General features: G+C 62.9%; 17 protein-coding genes. 8 read left to right on the top strand and 9 right to left on the bottom strand.

What is annotated here, in order from left to right:
- Positions 1 to 48 precede the first annotated feature (48 nt).
- The 3 genes from P0M12_RS20395 to P0M12_RS20385 are packed head-to-tail and all read left to right on the top strand — an operon-like array spanning position 49 to position 4,109.
- Complete coding sequence (locus P0M12_RS20395) at positions 49 to 1,026, top strand: TauD/TfdA family dioxygenase (RefSeq protein ID WP_007735342.1); 978 nt, start codon at positions 49 to 51, stop codon at positions 1,024 to 1,026.
- Entirely contained in the window at positions 1,023 to 3,344 is a 2,322-nt protein-coding gene (locus tag P0M12_RS20390) for an arylsulfatase (protein ID WP_065455926.1), read from the top strand. The genes P0M12_RS20395 and P0M12_RS20390 overlap by 4 nt, the downstream gene beginning before the upstream one ends.
- 15 nt (positions 3,345 to 3,359) lie before the next feature.
- Positions 3,360 to 4,109, top strand: coding sequence for an SDR family oxidoreductase (locus P0M12_RS20385; RefSeq protein ID WP_003942076.1), 750 nt, complete (start codon positions 3,360 to 3,362; stop codon positions 4,107 to 4,109).
- Between the two features lie 15 nt (positions 4,110 to 4,124).
- Here P0M12_RS20385 and P0M12_RS20380 read toward each other — a convergent pair whose 3' ends face one another.
- From P0M12_RS20380 to P0M12_RS20365, 4 genes are all read right to left on the bottom strand, one after another.
- Complete coding sequence (locus P0M12_RS20380; protein ID WP_054187843.1) at positions 4,125 to 4,883, bottom strand: ESX secretion-associated protein EspG; 759 nt, start codon at positions 4,881 to 4,883, stop codon at positions 4,125 to 4,127.
- On the bottom strand, positions 4,880 to 6,418 hold the full coding sequence (locus P0M12_RS20375) for a hypothetical protein (RefSeq protein ID WP_277376752.1): 1,539 nt from the start codon (positions 6,416 to 6,418) through the stop codon (positions 4,880 to 4,882). The genes P0M12_RS20380 and P0M12_RS20375 overlap by 4 nt, the downstream gene beginning before the upstream one ends.
- A 120-nt stretch (positions 6,419 to 6,538) precedes the next feature.
- Entirely contained in the window at positions 6,539 to 7,735 is a 1,197-nt protein-coding gene (locus tag P0M12_RS20370; RefSeq protein WP_042452959.1) for an Ig-like domain-containing protein, read from the bottom strand.
- A 32-nt stretch (positions 7,736 to 7,767) separates the two neighbouring features.
- The gene (locus P0M12_RS20365; protein WP_158170618.1) at positions 7,768 to 8,811 is read right to left on the bottom strand and encodes a UDP-N-acetylmuramate dehydrogenase; all 1,044 of its coding nucleotides are present in this window, start codon (positions 8,809 to 8,811) and stop codon (positions 7,768 to 7,770) included.
- A 74-nt stretch (positions 8,812 to 8,885) separates the two neighbouring features.
- Here P0M12_RS20365 and P0M12_RS20360 point away from each other — a divergent pair, with 74 nt between their 5' ends.
- From P0M12_RS20360 to P0M12_RS20350, 3 genes are all read left to right on the top strand, one after another.
- On the top strand, positions 8,886 to 9,383 hold the full coding sequence (locus P0M12_RS20360) for a DUF2505 domain-containing protein (RefSeq protein WP_042452956.1): 498 nt from the start codon (positions 8,886 to 8,888) through the stop codon (positions 9,381 to 9,383).
- A gap of 76 nt (positions 9,384 to 9,459) precedes the next feature.
- On the top strand, positions 9,460 to 9,960 hold the full coding sequence (locus P0M12_RS20355; protein WP_007735352.1) for a DUF2505 domain-containing protein: 501 nt from the start codon (positions 9,460 to 9,462) through the stop codon (positions 9,958 to 9,960).
- 7 nt (positions 9,961 to 9,967) lie between these two features.
- Positions 9,968 to 10,756 carry a hypothetical protein gene (locus P0M12_RS20350; protein WP_007735354.1) on the top strand — a complete coding sequence of 263 codons (789 nt, stop codon included), beginning with the start codon at positions 9,968 to 9,970 and terminating at the stop codon, positions 10,754 to 10,756.
- A gap of 70 nt (positions 10,757 to 10,826) precedes the next feature.
- Here P0M12_RS20350 and P0M12_RS20345 read toward each other — a convergent pair whose 3' ends face one another.
- The 3 genes from P0M12_RS20345 to P0M12_RS20335 form a co-directional block, all read right to left on the bottom strand.
- Complete coding sequence (locus P0M12_RS20345) at positions 10,827 to 12,860, bottom strand: Ig-like domain-containing protein (protein ID WP_270009033.1); 2,034 nt, start codon at positions 12,858 to 12,860, stop codon at positions 10,827 to 10,829.
- Between the two features lie 81 nt (positions 12,861 to 12,941).
- On the bottom strand, positions 12,942 to 14,372 hold the full coding sequence (locus tag P0M12_RS20340; RefSeq protein WP_277376751.1) for an Ig-like domain-containing protein: 1,431 nt from the start codon (positions 14,370 to 14,372) through the stop codon (positions 12,942 to 12,944).
- A gap of 310 nt (positions 14,373 to 14,682) precedes the next feature.
- Positions 14,683 to 15,261 carry a hypothetical protein gene (locus P0M12_RS20335; protein ID WP_003941523.1) on the bottom strand — a complete coding sequence of 193 codons (579 nt, stop codon included), beginning with the start codon at positions 15,259 to 15,261 and terminating at the stop codon, positions 14,683 to 14,685.
- Positions 15,262 to 15,388: 127 nt separating this feature from the next.
- On the opposite strand from P0M12_RS20335, the gene P0M12_RS20330 reads away from it, so the two are divergent.
- Complete coding sequence (locus P0M12_RS20330) at positions 15,389 to 16,159, top strand: DUF2993 domain-containing protein (RefSeq protein ID WP_007735358.1); 771 nt, start codon at positions 15,389 to 15,391, stop codon at positions 16,157 to 16,159.
- Here P0M12_RS20330 and deoC read toward each other — a convergent pair.
- A complete protein-coding gene (deoC, locus tag P0M12_RS20325; RefSeq protein WP_047268935.1) occupies positions 16,156 to 16,821 on the bottom strand; it encodes a deoxyribose-phosphate aldolase in 666 nt (221 codons plus the stop codon). The genes P0M12_RS20330 and deoC overlap by 4 nt on opposite strands.
- Before the next feature lie 64 nt (positions 16,822 to 16,885).
- Between deoC and purU the strand changes: the two genes are divergently transcribed.
- A complete protein-coding gene (gene purU, locus P0M12_RS20320) occupies positions 16,886 to 17,773 on the top strand; it encodes a formyltetrahydrofolate deformylase (RefSeq protein WP_003941509.1) in 888 nt (295 codons plus the stop codon).
- On the opposite strand, the gene P0M12_RS20315 is transcribed toward purU, so the two are convergent.
- On the bottom strand, positions 17,770 to 18,447 hold the full coding sequence (locus P0M12_RS20315) for a GntR family transcriptional regulator (RefSeq protein WP_050793986.1): 678 nt from the start codon (positions 18,445 to 18,447) through the stop codon (positions 17,770 to 17,772). The two genes, purU and P0M12_RS20315, sit on opposite strands and share 4 nt — an antisense overlap.
- Positions 18,448 to 18,521: the final 74 nt, after the last annotated feature.

Genomic DNA, 18,521 nt, shown 5'->3' with positions numbered 1-18,521 from the left:
CGAAATCTCGCGTGTTTGGGTGGGCACACTCCCCACGAAAGGTGCACCATGTCTACAGCTTTCGCCAAGCCGACCCTCACGAATTCGGCATCAACGAACGGAGCGGCCGTTGACGCCGCTCGCGGCACTGTCACCACCCTCGGCGCGCATATCGGCGCCCGAATCGACGGAATCACTCTCGGCGGGCATCTCGACCCGGCGACGATTTCCCTCATCCGGCAAGCACTTCTCGAACACAAGGTGATCTTCTTTCGCGGGCAAGACCACCTCGACAACGATTCGCAGTACGAGTTCGCCCATCTGCTGGGTACCCCGACCACTGCCCACCCCACCGTGAAGTCGCACGGCGCAAAAGTTCTGCCCATCGACTCGGACCTGGGCAAGGCCAACAGCTGGCACACCGACGTCACCTTCGTCGACCGCATCCCCAAGGCTTCGATCCTGCGCGCGGTGCAGCTACCCGAATACGGCGGTTCCACGACGTGGGCGTCAGGGGTAGCCGCCTACAACGGACTGCCGGATCCGCTCAAGGCGCTCGCGGAGAACCTCTGGGCTCGCCACACGAACGTCTACGACTATGCGGCAACCAGCGCCGAGCGGCTCACCGAAGATCGCACGGCCGCCTACCGCGAGGAGTTCCAGTCCACGTACTTCGAGACGGAACACCCGGTGGTGCGGGTCCACCCCGAAACCGGAGAACGCACGCTCGTCCTCGGACATTTTGTCAAGAACTTCGTCGGGTTGAGCACCGAACAGTCGAACGGTGTATTCAAGCTCTTGCAGGATCACGCCATCAAGCTCGAGTACACGACGCGGTGGAACTGGGAAGCGGGTGACGTCGCGATCTGGGACAACCGCGCCACCCAGCACTACGCGATCGCCGACTACGACGATCAGTACCGGCGGCTGGAGCGCATCACCCTTGCCGGCGACATCCCGGTCAACATCCACGGGGAACGAAGCCGCAGCATCGCCGGCGACGCTTCCGAATACTCGATCATCGAAGGCGCCTCGACTCTCCCATGACTTCACCGGATTCCGCCCCTCCTCCGCACGCCCGCGGATACGAAGGCTTCGAGGGTCGAATCGGCCGCACCGCAGCCGATTCGACCCCGTCGTGGCCCACCTCCACGACCCCGATTCCCGGATCACCCAACATCGTCGTGGTTCTGATCGACGACATGGGGTACAGCGACATCGGGCCGTTCGGCTCCGAGATCGAGACTCCCACCCTCGACCGCCTTGCCGCGCAGGGCATTCGGATGACCAACTATCACACGACGCCCCTCTGCTCTCCGTCGCGCGCAGCTCTTCTCACCGGCCTGAATCCGCACCGCGCCGGGTACGGTTTTGTCGCCAACGCCGATCCGGGCTACCCCGGACTGCGTCTGGAATTGGCCGACGACGTCCAGACACTCCCCGAAATCCTCCGCGGCGCGGGCTATGCGACCTATGCCGTCGGCAAGTGGCACCTCGTACGCGACGCCAACCTGGCCCCGGGACGAAGTCGTGACTCCTGGCCGACGCAGCGCGGTTTCGATCGCTACTACGGCTCACTCGAAGGCCTCAACTCCTTCTACTATCCCAATCAACTGATCTCCGACAATTCTGTGGTCGACGTGGACGAGTACCCCGAGGGGTACTACCTCACCGACGATCTGACCGACAAAGCGGTCGGGTACATCAAGGACCTCCGCGCCCACGATCAGGACAAGCCGTTCTTCCTCTACTTCGCACACGTCGCCATGCACGGACCGTTGCAGGCCAAGCCTGCCGACCAGGAAAAGTACCGCGGCCGCTACGACGAAGGGTGGGATCGAATCCGCGAGTCGCGGTTCGCCTCTCAGCTCGTGCAAGGCCTCTTTCCGGAAGGTACGCAACAAGCACCGCGAAACTCCGAACCCGGCTTCGACGTCCCCGAATGGGAATCACTCACGCCGGAAGTGCAGTCCAGGTTCGCCCGCTACATGGAGGTGTACGCGGCGATGGTCGACTCGATCGATCAGAGCGTCGGACGCATCGTCGACACCCTGGACGAACTCGGCGAGCTCGACAACACGATCATCGTCTTCACCTCCGACAACGGCGGCACCGCCGAGGGCGGTTCGGACGGGACCCGAAGCTACTTCGCACAGTTCGCGCATATTCAGGATCCGGACTGGGTGGGCGATGTCCCCCACGACGAATCCCTCATCGGCGGACCTGAATTGGGCGTCCACTATCCACGTGGATGGGGACAGACGTCCAACACCCCGTTCCGGTTCTACAAAGGGCAATCCTTTGCCGGCGGGATCCGTGTTCCTTTTCTCCTGTCCTGGCCCGCTGGACTGAAACCCGGAGCAGACGACAACGGGATTCGCGACCAGTTCGCGTACGTCACCGACCTGACCCCTACGCTGCTCGAACTGGCCGGAATCGACGCACCCAGTGTGCGAAACGGGCTCCCGGTGAAAGAGTTCGACGGGGTGTCTTCCGCGTCCGTTCTGCGTTCGTCTGCCGCTCCGAGCACTCACACCGAGCAGTACACCGAGATGACCGGCAACCGTGGCTACTACAAGGACGGCTGGAAACTGCTGGCTCTCACCCCGGCGGACATCGACAAACCGCACTGGCAGTTGTTCGACGTCCGCACCGACCCGACCGAGCTCGACGACCTGGCATCACGGTTTCCCGACAAGGTTCGCGAACTCGCCGAGGCCTGGGACCACTCGGCGTGGGCGAACACCGTGTTTCCTCTACTCGGCAATACCGTCGGCGCGGTTCGCCGTCCGGAGGAAGGAGCACTCTCACGCCCGGTGCGACTACTTGCCGGAACGCCCCCGCTGGAGCGCTACCGCTCATCCAAGCTGATCGGGTTCCGCGACTTCGACATCACGGTCGAACTCGACGGTTACCGCGAAAGTGACGCCGGTGTCCTTGTCGCCCATGGCGATCCGCAGGGTGGGTACCTTCTCTACGTCGAGGACGGGCACCTGCATCTCGGGTACAACGCGTTCGGTTCCTACTCCGTTGTCGACGCCGGACCGCTGGCGCTCGGCACCGAACGCATCGAGCTGTCGGTGACGGTGGTACCGCGGTTGCGTTGGGATCTCCACGTCAGCGTCGACGGCATTCACGCGGGCCGGCTGCTCGGGCAAGTACAACTGGTGGGAATGGCGCCGTGGACCGGTATCTCGGTCGGTGTCGACGCCAGGGGACCTGTGTCGTGGGAGGTACGACGACGCCATGGTCCCTTCCGGTACAGCGGCGCGCTGCGCGCCGTCACCTACACACCCGGTCGGATACAAGTACCGCGTCGTCACATCGAATCCATCGAACGGGAAGCAGAGTATGCCGCCGACTAGCCCTACGATTGCATCATGACCATTTCTTCCGATGCCCGCATCGCCGTAGTCACCGGAGCCAGCTCCGGAATCGGTGAGGCCACCGCCCGCACCCTGGCAGCTCAGGGATTCCACGTCGTGATCGGTGCTCGCCGCGTCGATCGTCTCGAGAAGATCGCCGAGGAAATCGGTGGTACCGCTCTCGAACTCGACGTCACCGACGAGGATTCCGTCGACGCGTTTGCGGCCGTGGTCCCACGTGTCGACGTGTTGGTCAACAACGCGGGTGGTGCAAAGGGTCTGGCAACAGTCCTGGACGCCGATCTGGACGACTGGCGGTGGATGTGGGAGACCAATGTTCTGGGCACGTTGCGTGTGACGAAGGCACTGCTGCCCAAGCTGATCGATTCGGGTGACGGTCTGGTCGTGACCATCACCTCGGTGGCCGCGCTGGAGGCATACGACAACGGCTCGGGCTACACCACCGCCAAGCACGCTCAAGCCGTCCTTCATCGGACATTGCGTGGTGAACTGTTGGGCAAGCCCGTTCGACTGACCGAAATCGCGCCGGGAGCCGTCGAGACGGAGTTCTCACTCGTCCGGTTCGAGGGCGATCAGGACAAGGCCGACAAGGTGTACGAGGGAATCACACCGTTGGTGGCGCAGGACATCGCCGAGATCATCGGTTTTGTCGCGTCGCGGCCGTCACATGTGAACCTCGATCAGATCATCGTCAAGCCGAGGGATCAGGCAAGCCCCGGTCGGTTCCACCGCACCACCAGCTAGTTCGAATCGTTCTGACTAACCAGTGCGAATCACCCGGTGCAGGACGAGGCCGAGATTGCGTGCAATCTCGGCCTCCGTCATTTCCGTGGAAGCGCTACGGGCACTTACGGTTTCATCAGCGGTGACGATGTACCGACCATCTCCGGCATAGTCGTACCAGTGGAACGTTATTCCGTCGTCTGTCGGTCTGCTGTCCACCGCTCCTCCCGGGTATGTGGTGACTTCACCGATCGAGGTCCGCTCTCGGCCGAAGAATCTGCTCACTTCCTCGCTCCCGCGCGCACCGGCAGCACTGCTCAGAAAGCTCGCTCTACCGGAAGTTTTCGGCCTTTCGATGCTCACACCACGCTCCGATCCAGCGGGGCAGGTCGGCAGGTGATCGACGAGCATCCGTGGAATTGCCGATGGGCGTACCACGGTGAAAACCACGTCGGAGCCACAGTCGACAGTTCTGCCGGGCAGTTGAGTCAGGAGCACCCCCAGGTCGCCGGCAACAACGCCGTGCAATCGCGTCACCGTACTCATGTTCTGCCCGTGAAAACCGGAAACCTCAACGCGAGCATCAGGATTCGCAAGAGCACCGAGAACGTGATGCAGCCGATCGTCGAGCAACCAAGCCAGGTGTGCTCCCGCTCGACGTCGCTCTTCTGTCAGCTCGTTCATGGTTTCGGCCGTCGGACGAAACCGCAGCGGGTACGGGAGTCGGTCACGTCCGACCGCTTCCCAGAGAATCTGGAATTCGAGGCCGGTGAACTGCCACTGCATGGTGGTCATTCGCCCAGCACCGCCGGGGAGACCATCGGTAGGTCGCCGACCAGGGCATTGCCGTTCTCGACTGTGACGAGGTAGCCGGGGGTGTCGTGAACGTTGTCTTCGTCTTGCCCTTGCCCTCGTCCCGGTGCCATGCCGCCGACGCCACCCATCGCGCCCCGACCGCTCTGCGCGCCCGTCGCCGAGGTACCGCCAGCTCCGTTGACGCCCCCACGTCCGCCACCGGCGAGGCCGCCCACGCCGCCAGGGCCGAGGGCTCCGACTCCGGTTCCGCCTGGCCCGAAGCCTCCGGTACCGATTCCACCAGCAGGACCACCACCCGAACCGCTACCTACCAGGCCTGACGGCGTTCCGGAACCAAGCTGAGCACCATTCGGAGTTGCACGAGCTAGGCTATCTGGCGCTGCACCGGCGGACAGTGGACCGGCTTGTGCCGCCGTGGTCCGGGCCGGGTCGGAATCGGTTCCGGATCGAACTGCATCGACGTTCGGATTCCCTTGGGCATCAACGCCGCTACGGTTGTCACCATTTCCGGAATCGGTGCCGGATGGATTCTGACCGGAACCGTGTCCGGGCGGGTTTGCCCCGCCGGAGTTTCCACCGTCCGCTCCCCCGCCAATTCCGCCACCCGATGTAGATGGCGTGCCGAGCCCGTTTCCTGGACCCGAAGTGTTCCCCCCGTCGGCACCACCACCACCGAATGCACCGCCACTTCCAGCCCCGCCACTTCCAGCCCCTCCACCGCCGGTGACCGGATTGAATGCGGCCGGGAGGATCGGCACCTGATCGTCCGCACGCTTCATGGACGGCAGATACACGTCCTTCATCACCTGGCGCGCTTGACGTTCGGCTTCTTCCGCTTCGTATTGGGCCTGCTTCCATGTAGCCCCGGGAACCATGCTGAGAAACCTCTCGACCGTGGAGGCGCCGTCGGGTGCCGGAATCGAGCGTTTGGCCTCGTCGAGTGCGATCTTCGCCTCCTCGATCTTGTTCGAGATCAGATCGACCCGCACCTTCAGCTCACCGGCATCAGCCGAGTAGGCCAGCACTGCTTCCAGCGCAGCCGAGCCGCCGCGCCCCTGCCAGCCTTCGGTGATCGCACCGTTCACGTCGTTCTGGAACTTCCCGATGCCGGCTTCGACCCGGCCTGCAATGGCCTTCCAAGCCTCACCGATCGCACTCAGGGTTGCCGGATTCATCTCGTTGACGTGGTCGAAGATTTCGGAGTGCGACATCGCATCGAACGGATCGTCGTCCACGATTGCGTGTTCGCTGTACTCGAGCGACGACGTCTGAGCGGTGAGGGCATCGCGCTCACCCCAGGCTCGTGCGCGCTCCACATCGGCGTCGACGGTCGCAGCAGCCATCTCGTCGTCGAACGCGCCGCGGTCGTCGGTTATGGATTGCACCAGAGCAGATGTAGCGATTGCGCTCGCGATGGGAGTGCCGACAACTGGCAATGCCGCCACGCCGGGAGGCACGGCCTGCGTCGCATCGGAGATTCTTCCCAGCACGTCTTCCAGAAATGGAATGCCCACCGCTGTCCCCCTGAAGTCGAAAACCCCCGTCGGACTCCCCCGAGCCGACAGCACTTACCTGTACAGACGCAAGCAGAGCCCGGACGGTTCCCTCATCCACGGATTTACCGCAGTACAGAGTTACGGCAGTGCCGACATCGACTTCCAGGTCGGCAGATCGATTGCCCAGTCGTAGATGTCGCCGTCCGCAGGAGACAGGTCGATCGACGTGCCGGTCACCTCTACGGGGTCACCGTAGAGGGCGGTTCCGAAGTATTCCTGCGCGTCGGATGTCGACAGGTTGATGCAACCGTTCGTGACGTTCGACGAGCCCTGCACCCCGGTGGTCTCAGGATTGGCGTGGATGAATTCGCCGTTGTTGGAGATGCGCACGGCCCAACGCTCACGCACGTTCTCGTAGAACGGCGGATTGGACATCATGAAGTCTTCGTACTTCTCCGTCACCATGTGAATGCCGCTGCGCGTGACGTTGCGAGGTTCGTTTCCCTCGCCGTAGCTGACGGGAATGTCCATGATCGTCTGACCGTCGCGCACCACCTGCATGCGGTGGCTGGGCGCATTCGCCTTCACGATCTGGCTACGACCGATCGTGAAGTCGAGCGTGAGATCCTGGTCGCCGAAGGCGCCACCGCCGTAGTTCAAGCCGTATAGCTTGGCGTCCAGATGGACAGTCGTGCCCGGCACCCAGTAATCGGCCGGACGCCAATGGGCCCGCGATCCGCCGTTGTCGTCGGCCAGCCAAGCCCACGATCCGGCGGTGGGCGGCACGGTGGTCACGACAAGCGCCTTCTCGACGGCCGCCTTGTCGACGACGGAGTTGTCGAACTGCAACGTGATCGGTGCCGCGATACCAACTTCTTGGCCGTCGGCGATGTTGAGGGTGGCGCCGGTGGTCGACTCCGGGGCAACCGTCGTAAAGCTCCCTTGGACTGGCACGGATTTACCGTCGGTCCCGGTTGCCGAGCCCGACCACGAATACGTGGTGCCGTAGCCGAGTGCCTCACTGACGGTGAACGATGTCTTGTCAGGCGACAATTGTCCTGCAACGGCTTTACCGGCCGCATTGCTGAGGCTGACGTCGGACAGCGTTCCCTGGGTCACGGCTACCGAGACGGGGGCGACCGGGCTGACATCTTTGGTGCCGGGCGCCGGCGTCGACACCACGGTCGCCACCGGTGCTGGCTCGGCGGCCGCCGCGCCGCCCTGTCCGTCCTTGCCACCGATCGTGCAGCCGACGACGGCCACCATCACAGCGAGCAATACAGCTACCAACGCAACAAGACGCGAACGACTTCTCCTACCACCCAGCTCATGCACTTCAACAGGCTACCTGCGGGCTCCGTCAGGAATCAGATGGTGCAGCCCACAGTTACCGGTTCCGGTTCCAGGTGGACACCGAACGCGGCTTCGACGCCGTCGCGCACTGTCCGCGCGAGCGAGACCACATCCGCGCTCGTTGCCGACCCTCTGTTGGTCAACGCCAAGGTGTGTTTCGTCGACAGCCTGGCCGGTGCATCTTCACCGGGATAACCCTTCGAGAATCCGGCCCGTTCGATCAACCATCCGGCCGAGAGCTTGGTTCCACCACTGCCGGGGAACTGCGGCACGGTGACGTCGCCGAGCTGTTCGGCGATGGCTGCGAGCACGGCAGGCAGCTTGTCGTCGGGCACCACGGGGTTGGTGAAGAAGGAACCCGCGCTCCAGGTGTCGTGGTCGTACGGATCGAGCACCATCGCCTTACCCGTCCGAAGTCCCAGAACTGCCTCGCGGACCTGCGACGCAGGTAACCGCTCGCCTTCTTCTGCCCCCAGTGCGGTGAACAGTTCGCGGTACGCGAGCGGGGCGCTCAATCCGTCGGTCGACGCGTCGAATTCGACGGCGAGAACCAGTGCTGCGTCCGAATGCTTGAGGACGCTCGACCGGTAACCCAATTCGAGTTTCGACGGTTCGACCCACGACACTTCGCCATTGCGTCGGTCGAGCAGTTGAACTCGCCGGAGTCGCGAGCCCACCTCGACGCCGTACGCGCCGACGTTCTGCACCGGCGTCGCACCGGTCGAGCCCGGAATCCCGGACAGGCACTCGAGGCCACCCAGTTCCGCGGCGACCGATTGACCGACTACTTCGTCCCACACCGCGCCCGCTTCGGCGACGACGCGGTCCGTGTCGAGGCTCACGGTGGTGTTGGCCACACGAACGACAACTCCGTCGAATCCCGAGTCGGAGATCACGAGATTGGATCCGCCGGCGAGAATCAGCGTCGGGATCTGCTCGCGATCGAGCAGCGTCACGACGTCGATCAACGACTGCGTCGTCGGACATTCGGCGAGCAGCCGCGCCGGTCCCCCGATTCGGAGCGTCGTCAATCCCGACAAGTCAACGTTCTCGGACACGAAAGCGCCTGATTCCACGACGCGTCTGCCAATGGTTACGTCCCACACATCGATAAACGGTAGCCTCCACAATCGTGAGCCGTCGCATCGAGCATTCGTCGAAGTACACAGTCCCCGCCGAGAAGGTCCATGAGGCGGTGACCTCCGAGCAGTACTGGCGCGACCGAATCGTCGCTGTCGGTGGTCCCGGCGCAACGATCGAAGAGCTGACCGTTCGCGACGAGACCGTCGCGGTCACGATGTCGCAGATCATTGCCGCAGAGCATCTCCCCAGCATGGTGTCGAAAGTCGTCAACGGCGACATCGTCATCAAGCGCAGTGAAACGATGGCGCCTTTCAAGGACGGCAAGGCCACCGGCACCTTTTCCGCCCACGTCGACGGCGTTCCCGCCCGTGTCGAGGGCACGCAGGTGCTGACAGGTGACGAGAACTCCGCCACTCTCGAGATCGACGGTGAGGTCGAGGTCAAGATCCCGTTCCTCGGCGGAAAGATCGAAAGTGCGATTGTCGACGAGGTTGTCCGGCTCATCCAGGCCGAACAGGACTTCACCCGGGAGTGGATCACGAAGTAAAACCCTGCGAGCGGCGGCAGTTGTGGATACAGCCGATTTGGCTTGTCACAGCGTGTAACCGGTATTCTTTACGATCATGGCTCGCCGCATCGACTACTCCGCCCGCTATCAGCACTCCCCCGAGCAGGTCTATGCGGCGCTGGCGGACCGCTCGTACTGGGAGGCCCGTGTCGAGGAGATGCGCAAGCATTCCGAGAACCATGTGGAACATTTCGAGGTCACCGATTCCGGAATCGATCTCGTGCTCCACCACATTCTTCCGCGCACGGATTTGCCTGACATCGCTCAGACGGTGATGAAGAAGGATCTTGTCATCACTCGTAAGGAGTCGTACGGCGCCTTCGGTGACACCGTGACCGGAACGTACGAAGCGTCCATCCCGGCCGGGCCGGGGAGTTTGTCCGGCACCATGGAGTTGTTCGCGACCGATACCGGGTCCACGCTGCGAACCACGTCCGAGGCCAAGGTCTTCATACCGTTCATCGGCGCGAAGTTGGAGCAACTGATGCTCATCAACCTCGTAGATCTGTTCCGCACCGAAGCCCAGGTCACCGCGACCTGGCTCGCCGCACGCTGAACCCGGCGTGAAGAAAGCTCCACCCCCGAAGATCGAGGGGGTCATCACCCGTGGCACGACGGGAATCAACAGACTGCGACGTAGTGACCGGTGGATCGTGCACAACCGCACTATCGCGCACGCCCTGAACAACGCGACCGATCCGTTGATCGTCGACCTCGGGTACGGGGCGAGGCCGGACACCACCTTCGAGATGGCAAGCCGCCTCACCGCTGTCCGGCGGGATCGACGCGTCATCGGGCTCGAGATCGACCCCGCCCGCGTGGTCGAGAGTCGTGACGGTGTCAGCTTCGCCCGTGGTGGATTCGAACTTGCCGGTCTCACACCCGTCTTCGTACGCGCCTTCAACGTGCTCCGGCAGTATCCGGAGGAGGCTGTGGACTCTGCGTGGGCACACATTCAGTCCGGTCTCGCACCGGGCGGGCTGCTACTCGACGGAACCTGCGACGAACTCGGGAGACGTTGCGCTTGGGTGCTTCTCGACGCTGATCGTCCATTGACCCTGACACTGGCCTGGGATCCCTTCGACATCGAGCGCCCTTCCGACATCGCGGAACGTCTCCCGAAGGCTCTCATCCACCGCAACGTTCCCGGTGAGCCGATCCACGCGTTGCTCAGCGCGGCCGATCGAGCCTGGGCCACCGCCGCGCCGCACGCCTCGTTCGGACCTCGCCATCGTTGGGCTGCCGCATTGGAAATTCTTCGGGCGCAAGGAATTCCCGTGCAGCCCGCGCGGCGACGTCTTCGTGACTGCATCCTGACCGTGCCCTGGCACGTCGTAGCGCCGAATCCCTGAACTCATAGACGGGAAACGCCCCGCCGCGGAGGTGTTCTCCGCGGCGAGGCGTCTGTGTGCAGGCGTCGGGCTAGGACCCGAAGATGTTTTCCAGGCTTCCCAGTGAACCGGTCGAACTGCCGCCGTTGCCGGGATCCCCGCCGTCGGACGCTGCCGTTACCCTGACAGTGACTGCGGCCTGGGTCTCGGAACCGAGATAGCCGTCAGTTCCACTGAACACCGCGGTGATTCGGCGATCTCCGAGTTCGGTGAAGGTGTGCGAGAGCGTGGCCTTACCGTTCACCACGGCAACCGGTCCACCGATCGGGGTGGTTCCGTCCATGAACTGGACCGTTCCTGCGCTGAGCGTAGGTACCACTGCCGCAACAAGATCGACCTTCGCGCCCTTGACCGCTGACGCCGGAGCGCTCACGGTGATGGACGTTTCCTGATCCTCCGCGGCCGGAGCCGTGACCGAAACCGACTGAGCAGCCGAGGTAGAGGTGAGGAATCCTGTTGCACCCGAGTAGACGGCCGTGATGTCGTGCGTACCGACGCTCGCGAACTCGTGCATGATCGACGCCTTGCCCTCGACGACCGGCACCGGTGAGCCGAGATTGCCCGAGCCGTCCTTGAACTGCACTGTGCCGCCAACCGGCGTCGGCGTGACGGTTACGGACAGACCAACTGCCGTACCGGTTTTTGCATCCGCCGGAACGGTCAAGACCGTCTGGGTCTGCTGGTCGGTGGGAGCCGGCGCCTTGACGTTCACGGTCTGGGCGTTCGATGTCGAGCCCAGGTAGTTACCCGACCCCGAGAACACTGCGGTGATGCTGTACTCACCCGCCACGTTGAAGATCGGCGTGGTTGTCGCTTTTCCGGTTGCGTCCACGGGAATCGGGGAGCCCAGATCCCTGCCACTTTCCTTGAACTGCACGGTGCCACCTGCAACACCGGTCGAGACCGAGGCAGTGAACGACAATGTCTCTCCGGTCGAAGCGGTCGACGGGCCGACGAGGGTAGTCGTTGTGTTCTCCTCGACCACCACCGGAGCGACTGTCAACGCATGTGGCGCCGACGTCGAAGTCTGGTAGACACCGGAACCGGAGTACACCGCCACGATCGAATGCGCGCCTTCTGCATAGGAATTCGTCAGCGAAGCCTTGCCGTTGGCATCGACGGGAACGGCGCCGCCGAGGTCGGTTGCACCGTCCTTGAACTGCACCGTGCCACCCGCCGGAGTGGGCGACACCGTAGCCTCGACGGTCACGGACTCACCTGCAACTGCACTTGCGGGACCGGTGATCGCGGTTGCAGTGCTCTTGTCCGCTTCGGACACTACGACGTCGACAGCCGACGACGTGGAGGTCGCCACCTTTGCATTACCGAGATACTTGGCCGTCACGCTGTGGGTTCGGACGTCAGCCGGTGTCCAGGCAAGCGTTGCAACACCATTGGCGAGCGCGCCCGCACCGATCTTGGAACCGGCGTCGAAGAACTCCACCGAATCACCGTCGGCACCACCGGTCACCGTCGCACTCAACGTCACCGGCTGCCCCACCTGAGCGCCACTGACCGGTGACACGGTGGTCGTCGACACGTTCTTCTGAACGTTGATCGACGGACCACGACCATTCGTCGTGTCGTCAACGAACACCGTCCCGTCGAAATGCACCGTCGTCGACAAATCAGTACCACGAGCACAATCCGCACCGACGCGATACTGGAATTCGAACGTCTTGACGTCACCACCCCACATCGGCCATTCCGTAGCACCCGCACTCAAACGAACAGAATCAGTAGCCACCTCGTTGACACGGAACGCACTACCGTTCACCGTCGCCGAACCATCGACATACGTCATACACGCCGGATGAAAATCGCGCACCGCATACAGATTGTGAACCGCGGCAGTTCGCTTGAACACCGTCTTCGACGTGATCACATCACCCTCGGACGGCGTCCCGTTACTGATCGTCCGAGTCACCTTGTACCCGTCGGAATTGAACTCCGCCGTCACCGGAGCCGCACCAGCAACCCCGACACCCGCAACCACCGCGAAACCCGCAGCAACAGCAAACACACTCAAACCTGCAACTGCACGGCGTGCAGAACCTACAGACATAGCTTTTCCTTCTCGAGAAGTGAGCGAAATGGGTGATGCCCCAACGCCGAACGCGGGCGGGGCATCACCAGGTGTCGGCGGCTAGGAGCCGAAGATGTTGCCGAGGCTGCCGAGCGAACCGGTGCCGTTGCCTGGTTCTTCACCGTCGACGGGTGCGGCGATCTGGACGGAGACCTGATCGGACGATGCCGTCACCGTGCCGGCGCCCGAGTACTCCGCCGCGACAACTCGCTGCCCTCGAGTTGCGGGCTTCCACGAAAGGCTGGCCTTTCCGGATGAATCGACCGTGGCCGTGCCGATGACGGTCTCGCCGTCCTTGAAGGTGACTGTGCCACCCGCATTGGCGGGGCTGATTTGAGCGGAGATCGTCTGGGCAACGCCGACCTGGCCCGCTACTACGCTGAGATCTGTTGTGGAGCTTGTTGTTCCGGCGGGCTGTTCGGCGACTGTCACATTCGCGGTGGTACTCGACCCGGTGACACCGGATCGACCGGCGAATACGGCTTCCACCGTCTGTGCACCGGCGACCGTCGGAACCCAGGCATAGGTCGCTTCACCGTTGCCTGCCACCGGCACCGAAGCGAGCACCGTTCCGCCGACCTTGAACGTGACCGTTCCACCGGTGCCCGACGCGGACACAGTCGCTTTGAGATTGGTCGACTTGCCGACCTGCGCGCCCGAGATCGGCGCCAGCGTCGTACTGGACTGAGCATCGGCCTGCGAAACGTTCACGATCAGCGCTGCCGAAGCGGAACCGACGGCACGCGCCGTGTCGGCGAACTTCGCTGTGATCGAGTGGTCTCCACGGGTGGTCGGTGTCCAGGCAAGTGTTGCAACACCATTGGCGAGCGCGCCCGCACCGATCTTGGAACCGGCGTCGAAGAACTCCACCGAATCACCGTCGGCACCACCGGTCACCGTCGCACTCAACGTCACCGGCTGCCCCACCTGAGCGCCACTGACCGGTGACACGGTGGTCGTCGACACGTTCTTCTGAACGTTGATCGACGGACCACGACCATTCGTCGTGTCGTCAACGAACACCGTCCCGTCGAAATGCACCGTCGTCGACAAATCAGTACCACGAGCACAATCCGCACCGACGCGATACTGGAATTCGAACGTCTTGACGTCACCACCCCACATCGGCCATTCCGTAGCACCCGCACTCAAACGAACAGAATCAGTAGCCACCTCGTTGACACGGAACGCACTACCGTTCACCGTCGCCGAACCATCGACATACGTCATACACGCCGGATGAAAATCGCGCACCGCATACAGATTGTGAACCGCGGCAGTTCGCTTGAACACCGTCTTCGACGTGATCACATCACCCTCGGACGGCGTCCCGTTACTGATCGTCCGAGTCACCTTGTACCCGTCGGAATTGAACTCCGCCGTCACCGGAGCCGCACCAGCAACCCCGACACCCGCAACCACCGCGAAGCCCGCAGAAACAGCAAAAACACTCAACCCACCGACAACACGACGAACACCACTCACGGACATCCAGATCCCTCTCGACAACGGGGCAGACAGGCGTCCAGGACAAGCGTCCGTCTGCTTTCGATGCCGTGACGTTATCCCATTGACTGTAAAGTAACTACGCTTTTCGCAGATTTAGTTCATCGGCGACATCGCCGAACTGCAGTAACAGTGGGCTGAACGTCCCGCACCGCACATCTGGATGCGTTCTTACCTGCGCTAAAGACAAAACAGTCGCCCGAAAATAGCGATTTACAAATCTCTGATATCGGCGTCATATTCGATTTCGGGCGTGATGCCAGAAGGTCGCAGGAGCCTCGAAGATCTCTCTCGGCTACAGGCTTGCGGCCAGAGCCAACTCGACCCGAACAGCAACGTCGACGCTCGCGTTCTCACACGAGAGATACAGCTCGTGCGCGTCCAGTCGGCCTATCGCGACCGCATCGGCGACTACTTCGTTGAGCAGGACTTGAGAAATTCCACCGGAAGCGAGGTCGTGCACGGTACGCAAAGGCGTGGTGATGCGGATGGGCCCGATCTGTTCACACTCGTCGTCCGCGAGCGGCAGTCGGTGCAGCGCTACCTGGCGGGTCGGCGCCGCGAGAGGGTGCGCAACGGAGAGGTGAATGAAGCGAGGTTGCAGGTGCCCGAGGCCATGCAGATCTGCGGCACTGTAGTGCGAGACGGTGGCGCTACCGGCGAACCACGTGCACCACTTCGCGAACTCGTCCAAGGCGGTATGTCTGACGCGTTCGAGGCGAAAAAGCCCGCGGCACTCACATGTCCATGTTCCGGATTCCGTCATTTCTTCCATCAACGCCAGACCGAAACCCAGTTCGGATGCCTGGAGAGCCGTGACAAATCCGCACTGTCGCAGCGCCAGCAACTCGAGTGATTCGTAGTCCGAAGCCATGACCACCTCCGGTGACCGTCGAAAACGCCGTTTCGAACAGACTACGGGCGAGTGTGTCGCGCATCACAGGAATGAGGAAGTGCGTATTCACAGAGTTCGTTCAGACTCGTCGGGAAGAATCTGGCGAATGACTGTCGCAGCGAACAACCCTCGTCCGCGCAACCGAGTGCTCATCATCCTTCTCGTGGTGATCGCCGTACTCGTCGCGGCGCTCGTCGGTGGAGAACTGTACGTACGCAACCAGGTGAAGACCTGCATGGCCGATCAGTTCCAGAGCGAACTGGGATCCCAGGTCGACGTCGGGTTGAGCTGGAAGCCCGTACTCCTGCAGGCAGTCGACAAGAAGGTGCCGTACATCAGCATCGACAGTGACGACTCTTCGTTCGGCCCCGCAACGGGAATGCAGGTTCACGCGAAGGTGAACGACATCAACTTGCAGCCCTCGGCGGGCAACAGCGGCACCATCGGCAGCTCCAGCGCCGACGTCACCTGGTCTACCGCAGGCATTCTCGCCACCTTGCAGGAACAGACCTTCGGCGGGCTCGTCTCCGGCGTCACCGCCGACTCGAGCGCCGGAACACTCGCGTTCGACGTCGGTCCGGTCGGGCTCGCGAAGCTCACGGTCAAGCCCACCGTCACCAACGGTGTGGTCGACGTCCAGACCGTCGGCGCCGAGATTCTCGGATTGGGTCTGCCGACCGATCTGGTCGACGGCATCGTCCAGACACTCACCGACAGCCTGCAGACCTACCCGCTGGACATGAAGCCCACGAAGCTGACCGTCACCGACGACGCTATCCAGATCTCGTTGGAGGGCGGCGCTTACGCCATGCCCGTCGCCGACGCGAACAACCAGAACACCTCGGCGGTTCCGGACAGCTGCGGCCTGCTGACCTAGTCGGCCAGACCGTCCAATACTGCTCGACTTCCGGATAGTCCGAGGCGGGTGGCGCCGGCCGCGATCATGTCGAGCGCTGCCTGCGTCGTACGTATTCCGCCACTGGCCTTGACTCCCACGCCCGGGCCGACCGTCTGCGCCATCAGTGCGACGGCCTCCACCGTCGCTCCACCCGCGGGGTGGAAGCCGGTGGAGGTCTTGACGAAGTTCGCCCCGGCACGCACAGCTGCGCGGCAACATTCGACGATGGCCTCGTCGGACAGCGCTGCGGTTTCGAGGATCACTTTGAGGATCGCACTCTCCCCCATCGCCTCGCGGACGGTGAGGATATCGGCCAACACCGCGCTGTAGTCGCCGGCGACCGCCGCTCCTACGTCGATGACCATGTCGATCTCGGCTGCGCCTTGATCGACGGCCAGTCGCGCTTCAGCACCCTTGACCAGCGAATGATGCTTCCCCGACGGGAATCCGACGACGGCCGCCGTCACAAGTCCCTCGGCGCGAATCGGCAACATCGACGGCGAGACACAGACAGCCAGCACACCGAGGCTGCGTGCTTCGTCGATCAGGGCGGTCACATCGGCCGCGGTGGCTTCGGGTTTGAGGAGAGTGTGGTCCACCATCGCGGCAACCTGGGAACGAGTGAGTGCAGCTTCAGACATGTTGGAAAGCTTGGCACACCACCACACGACCGTCGCTGCAGCCGCACCTGAGAGACTAGGCCGCATGACCGCTGCACCATCGATCGATGATCGTCGCTATGTTCTGTCCCTCGGCTGCCCCGACACCACGGGCATCGTCGCACGCATCTCGACCTTTCTCACCGACGTCGGTGGATGGATCGTGGAGGCTGCATACCACGCCGATGCCGACACCGGATGGTTCTTCACGCGTCAGGCGGTCCGTGCATCGTCGGTGAGCATGAGCATCGACGAGCTTCGTGAACGGTTCAAAGCTGTTGCGGCCGAGATCGGTCCGGAAACCGAGTGGACTCTTCACGACTCCGGCGCACCCAAGAAGATCGTGTTGCTCGTGAGCAAGGAAGGTCACTGCTTGCATGACCTCCTTGGCCGCGCCGCGGGCGGGGAACTCCCCGCAGAAATCAGCGCCGTCATCGGAAACCACGAAGATCTGCGCAGTGTCACCGAGCGCCACGGGATCGACTTCCACCATGTTCCGTTCGCCAAGGACCCGGCAGAACGGGGACCGTCCTTCGAGAAGGTTCGCGCCCTGGTCGACGCTCACAATCCCGACGCCGTGGTTCTTGCCCGATTCATGCAGGTGCTGCCCGAATCACTGTGCGAGCACTGGGCCGGGCGCGCGATCAACATCCACCACAGCTTCTTGCCGTCGTTCATCGGTGCCCGCCCCTATCACCAGGCGTTCGCCCGCGGCGTGAAGTTGATCGGCGCCACCTGCCACTACGTGACCGCCGAACTCGATGCCGGTCCGATCATCGAGCAGGACGTGATCCGTGTGGACCACGCCGACGATGTCGCCGACATGGTCCGTCAGGGTCGAGACATCGAAAAGCTCGTACTCTCCCGCGGACTGCGCTGGCACCTCGAGGATCGTGTGCTGGTCCACGGGCGCAAGACGGTCGTCTTCAGCTAAGGCTGATCAGCAGGCAAGAGGGCAAGGACCTCCGGTACCGGCCGGAGATGTGCGGCCAGAATTTCGAGAGCCTTGTCTGCATCGGATTCGTCCAGCGCCGCAACCAAGGCGCGGTGCTGGGCATTGATCGTGTCGAGGCGGTGCGGTCCCACGTTGAGTGCGCGCACCGCAACTCTCTGCTGCCGTGACCGCAGCGACTCGTAGAGTTCGGTCAGTACCGAGTTCTGAGCAGCTCTGACCATCGCAAGATGGAACTGCCGGTCGAGACCGGAAACCTCGAACCAATCACGCTCGCGCCCTGCTGCTTCCATCGGTTCGATCAGCTCGATCATCGACGTCGGTGCGCCGAAGCCTCGGGCGCACAGCACAGTCACCGCGTGACCCTCGATCAGTTGCCGGCTCTGGTAGACCTCTTCGAGCTCTCGGGCCGTCACCGTTCGTACCTGCGCACCCTTGCGCGGCAGGAGGGTGATGAACTTTTCGGCGGCGAGCCGATGGAATGCCTCTCTGACCGGTGTTCGGGACACTCCCATGGTTCCGGAGACCCACAGCTCGTCCAGGAATCGGCCGCCCTCGATCGATCCACGAATGATCTCGTCCCGCAACCAGACGTAGACACGGTCGCGTGCCGGCCCCTGGGCGGCTGACGGGTCGGCAGTTGCCGGTGTCGACATCACAATCCCTTCGCACTGGCGTCCGCCGGGTTGACGAACTTGTAACAAATTCATCATACCGACTCTGGACACAC

The sequence above is a fragment of the Rhodococcus sp. RCBS9 genome, assembly GCF_029457415.1.
Classification (GTDB): domain Bacteria; phylum Actinomycetota; class Actinomycetes; order Mycobacteriales; family Mycobacteriaceae; genus Rhodococcus_F; species Rhodococcus_F qingshengii.
The sequence above is the reverse complement of the archived record's forward strand: the minus strand, read 5'-3'. Positions and strand labels throughout refer to the sequence as shown.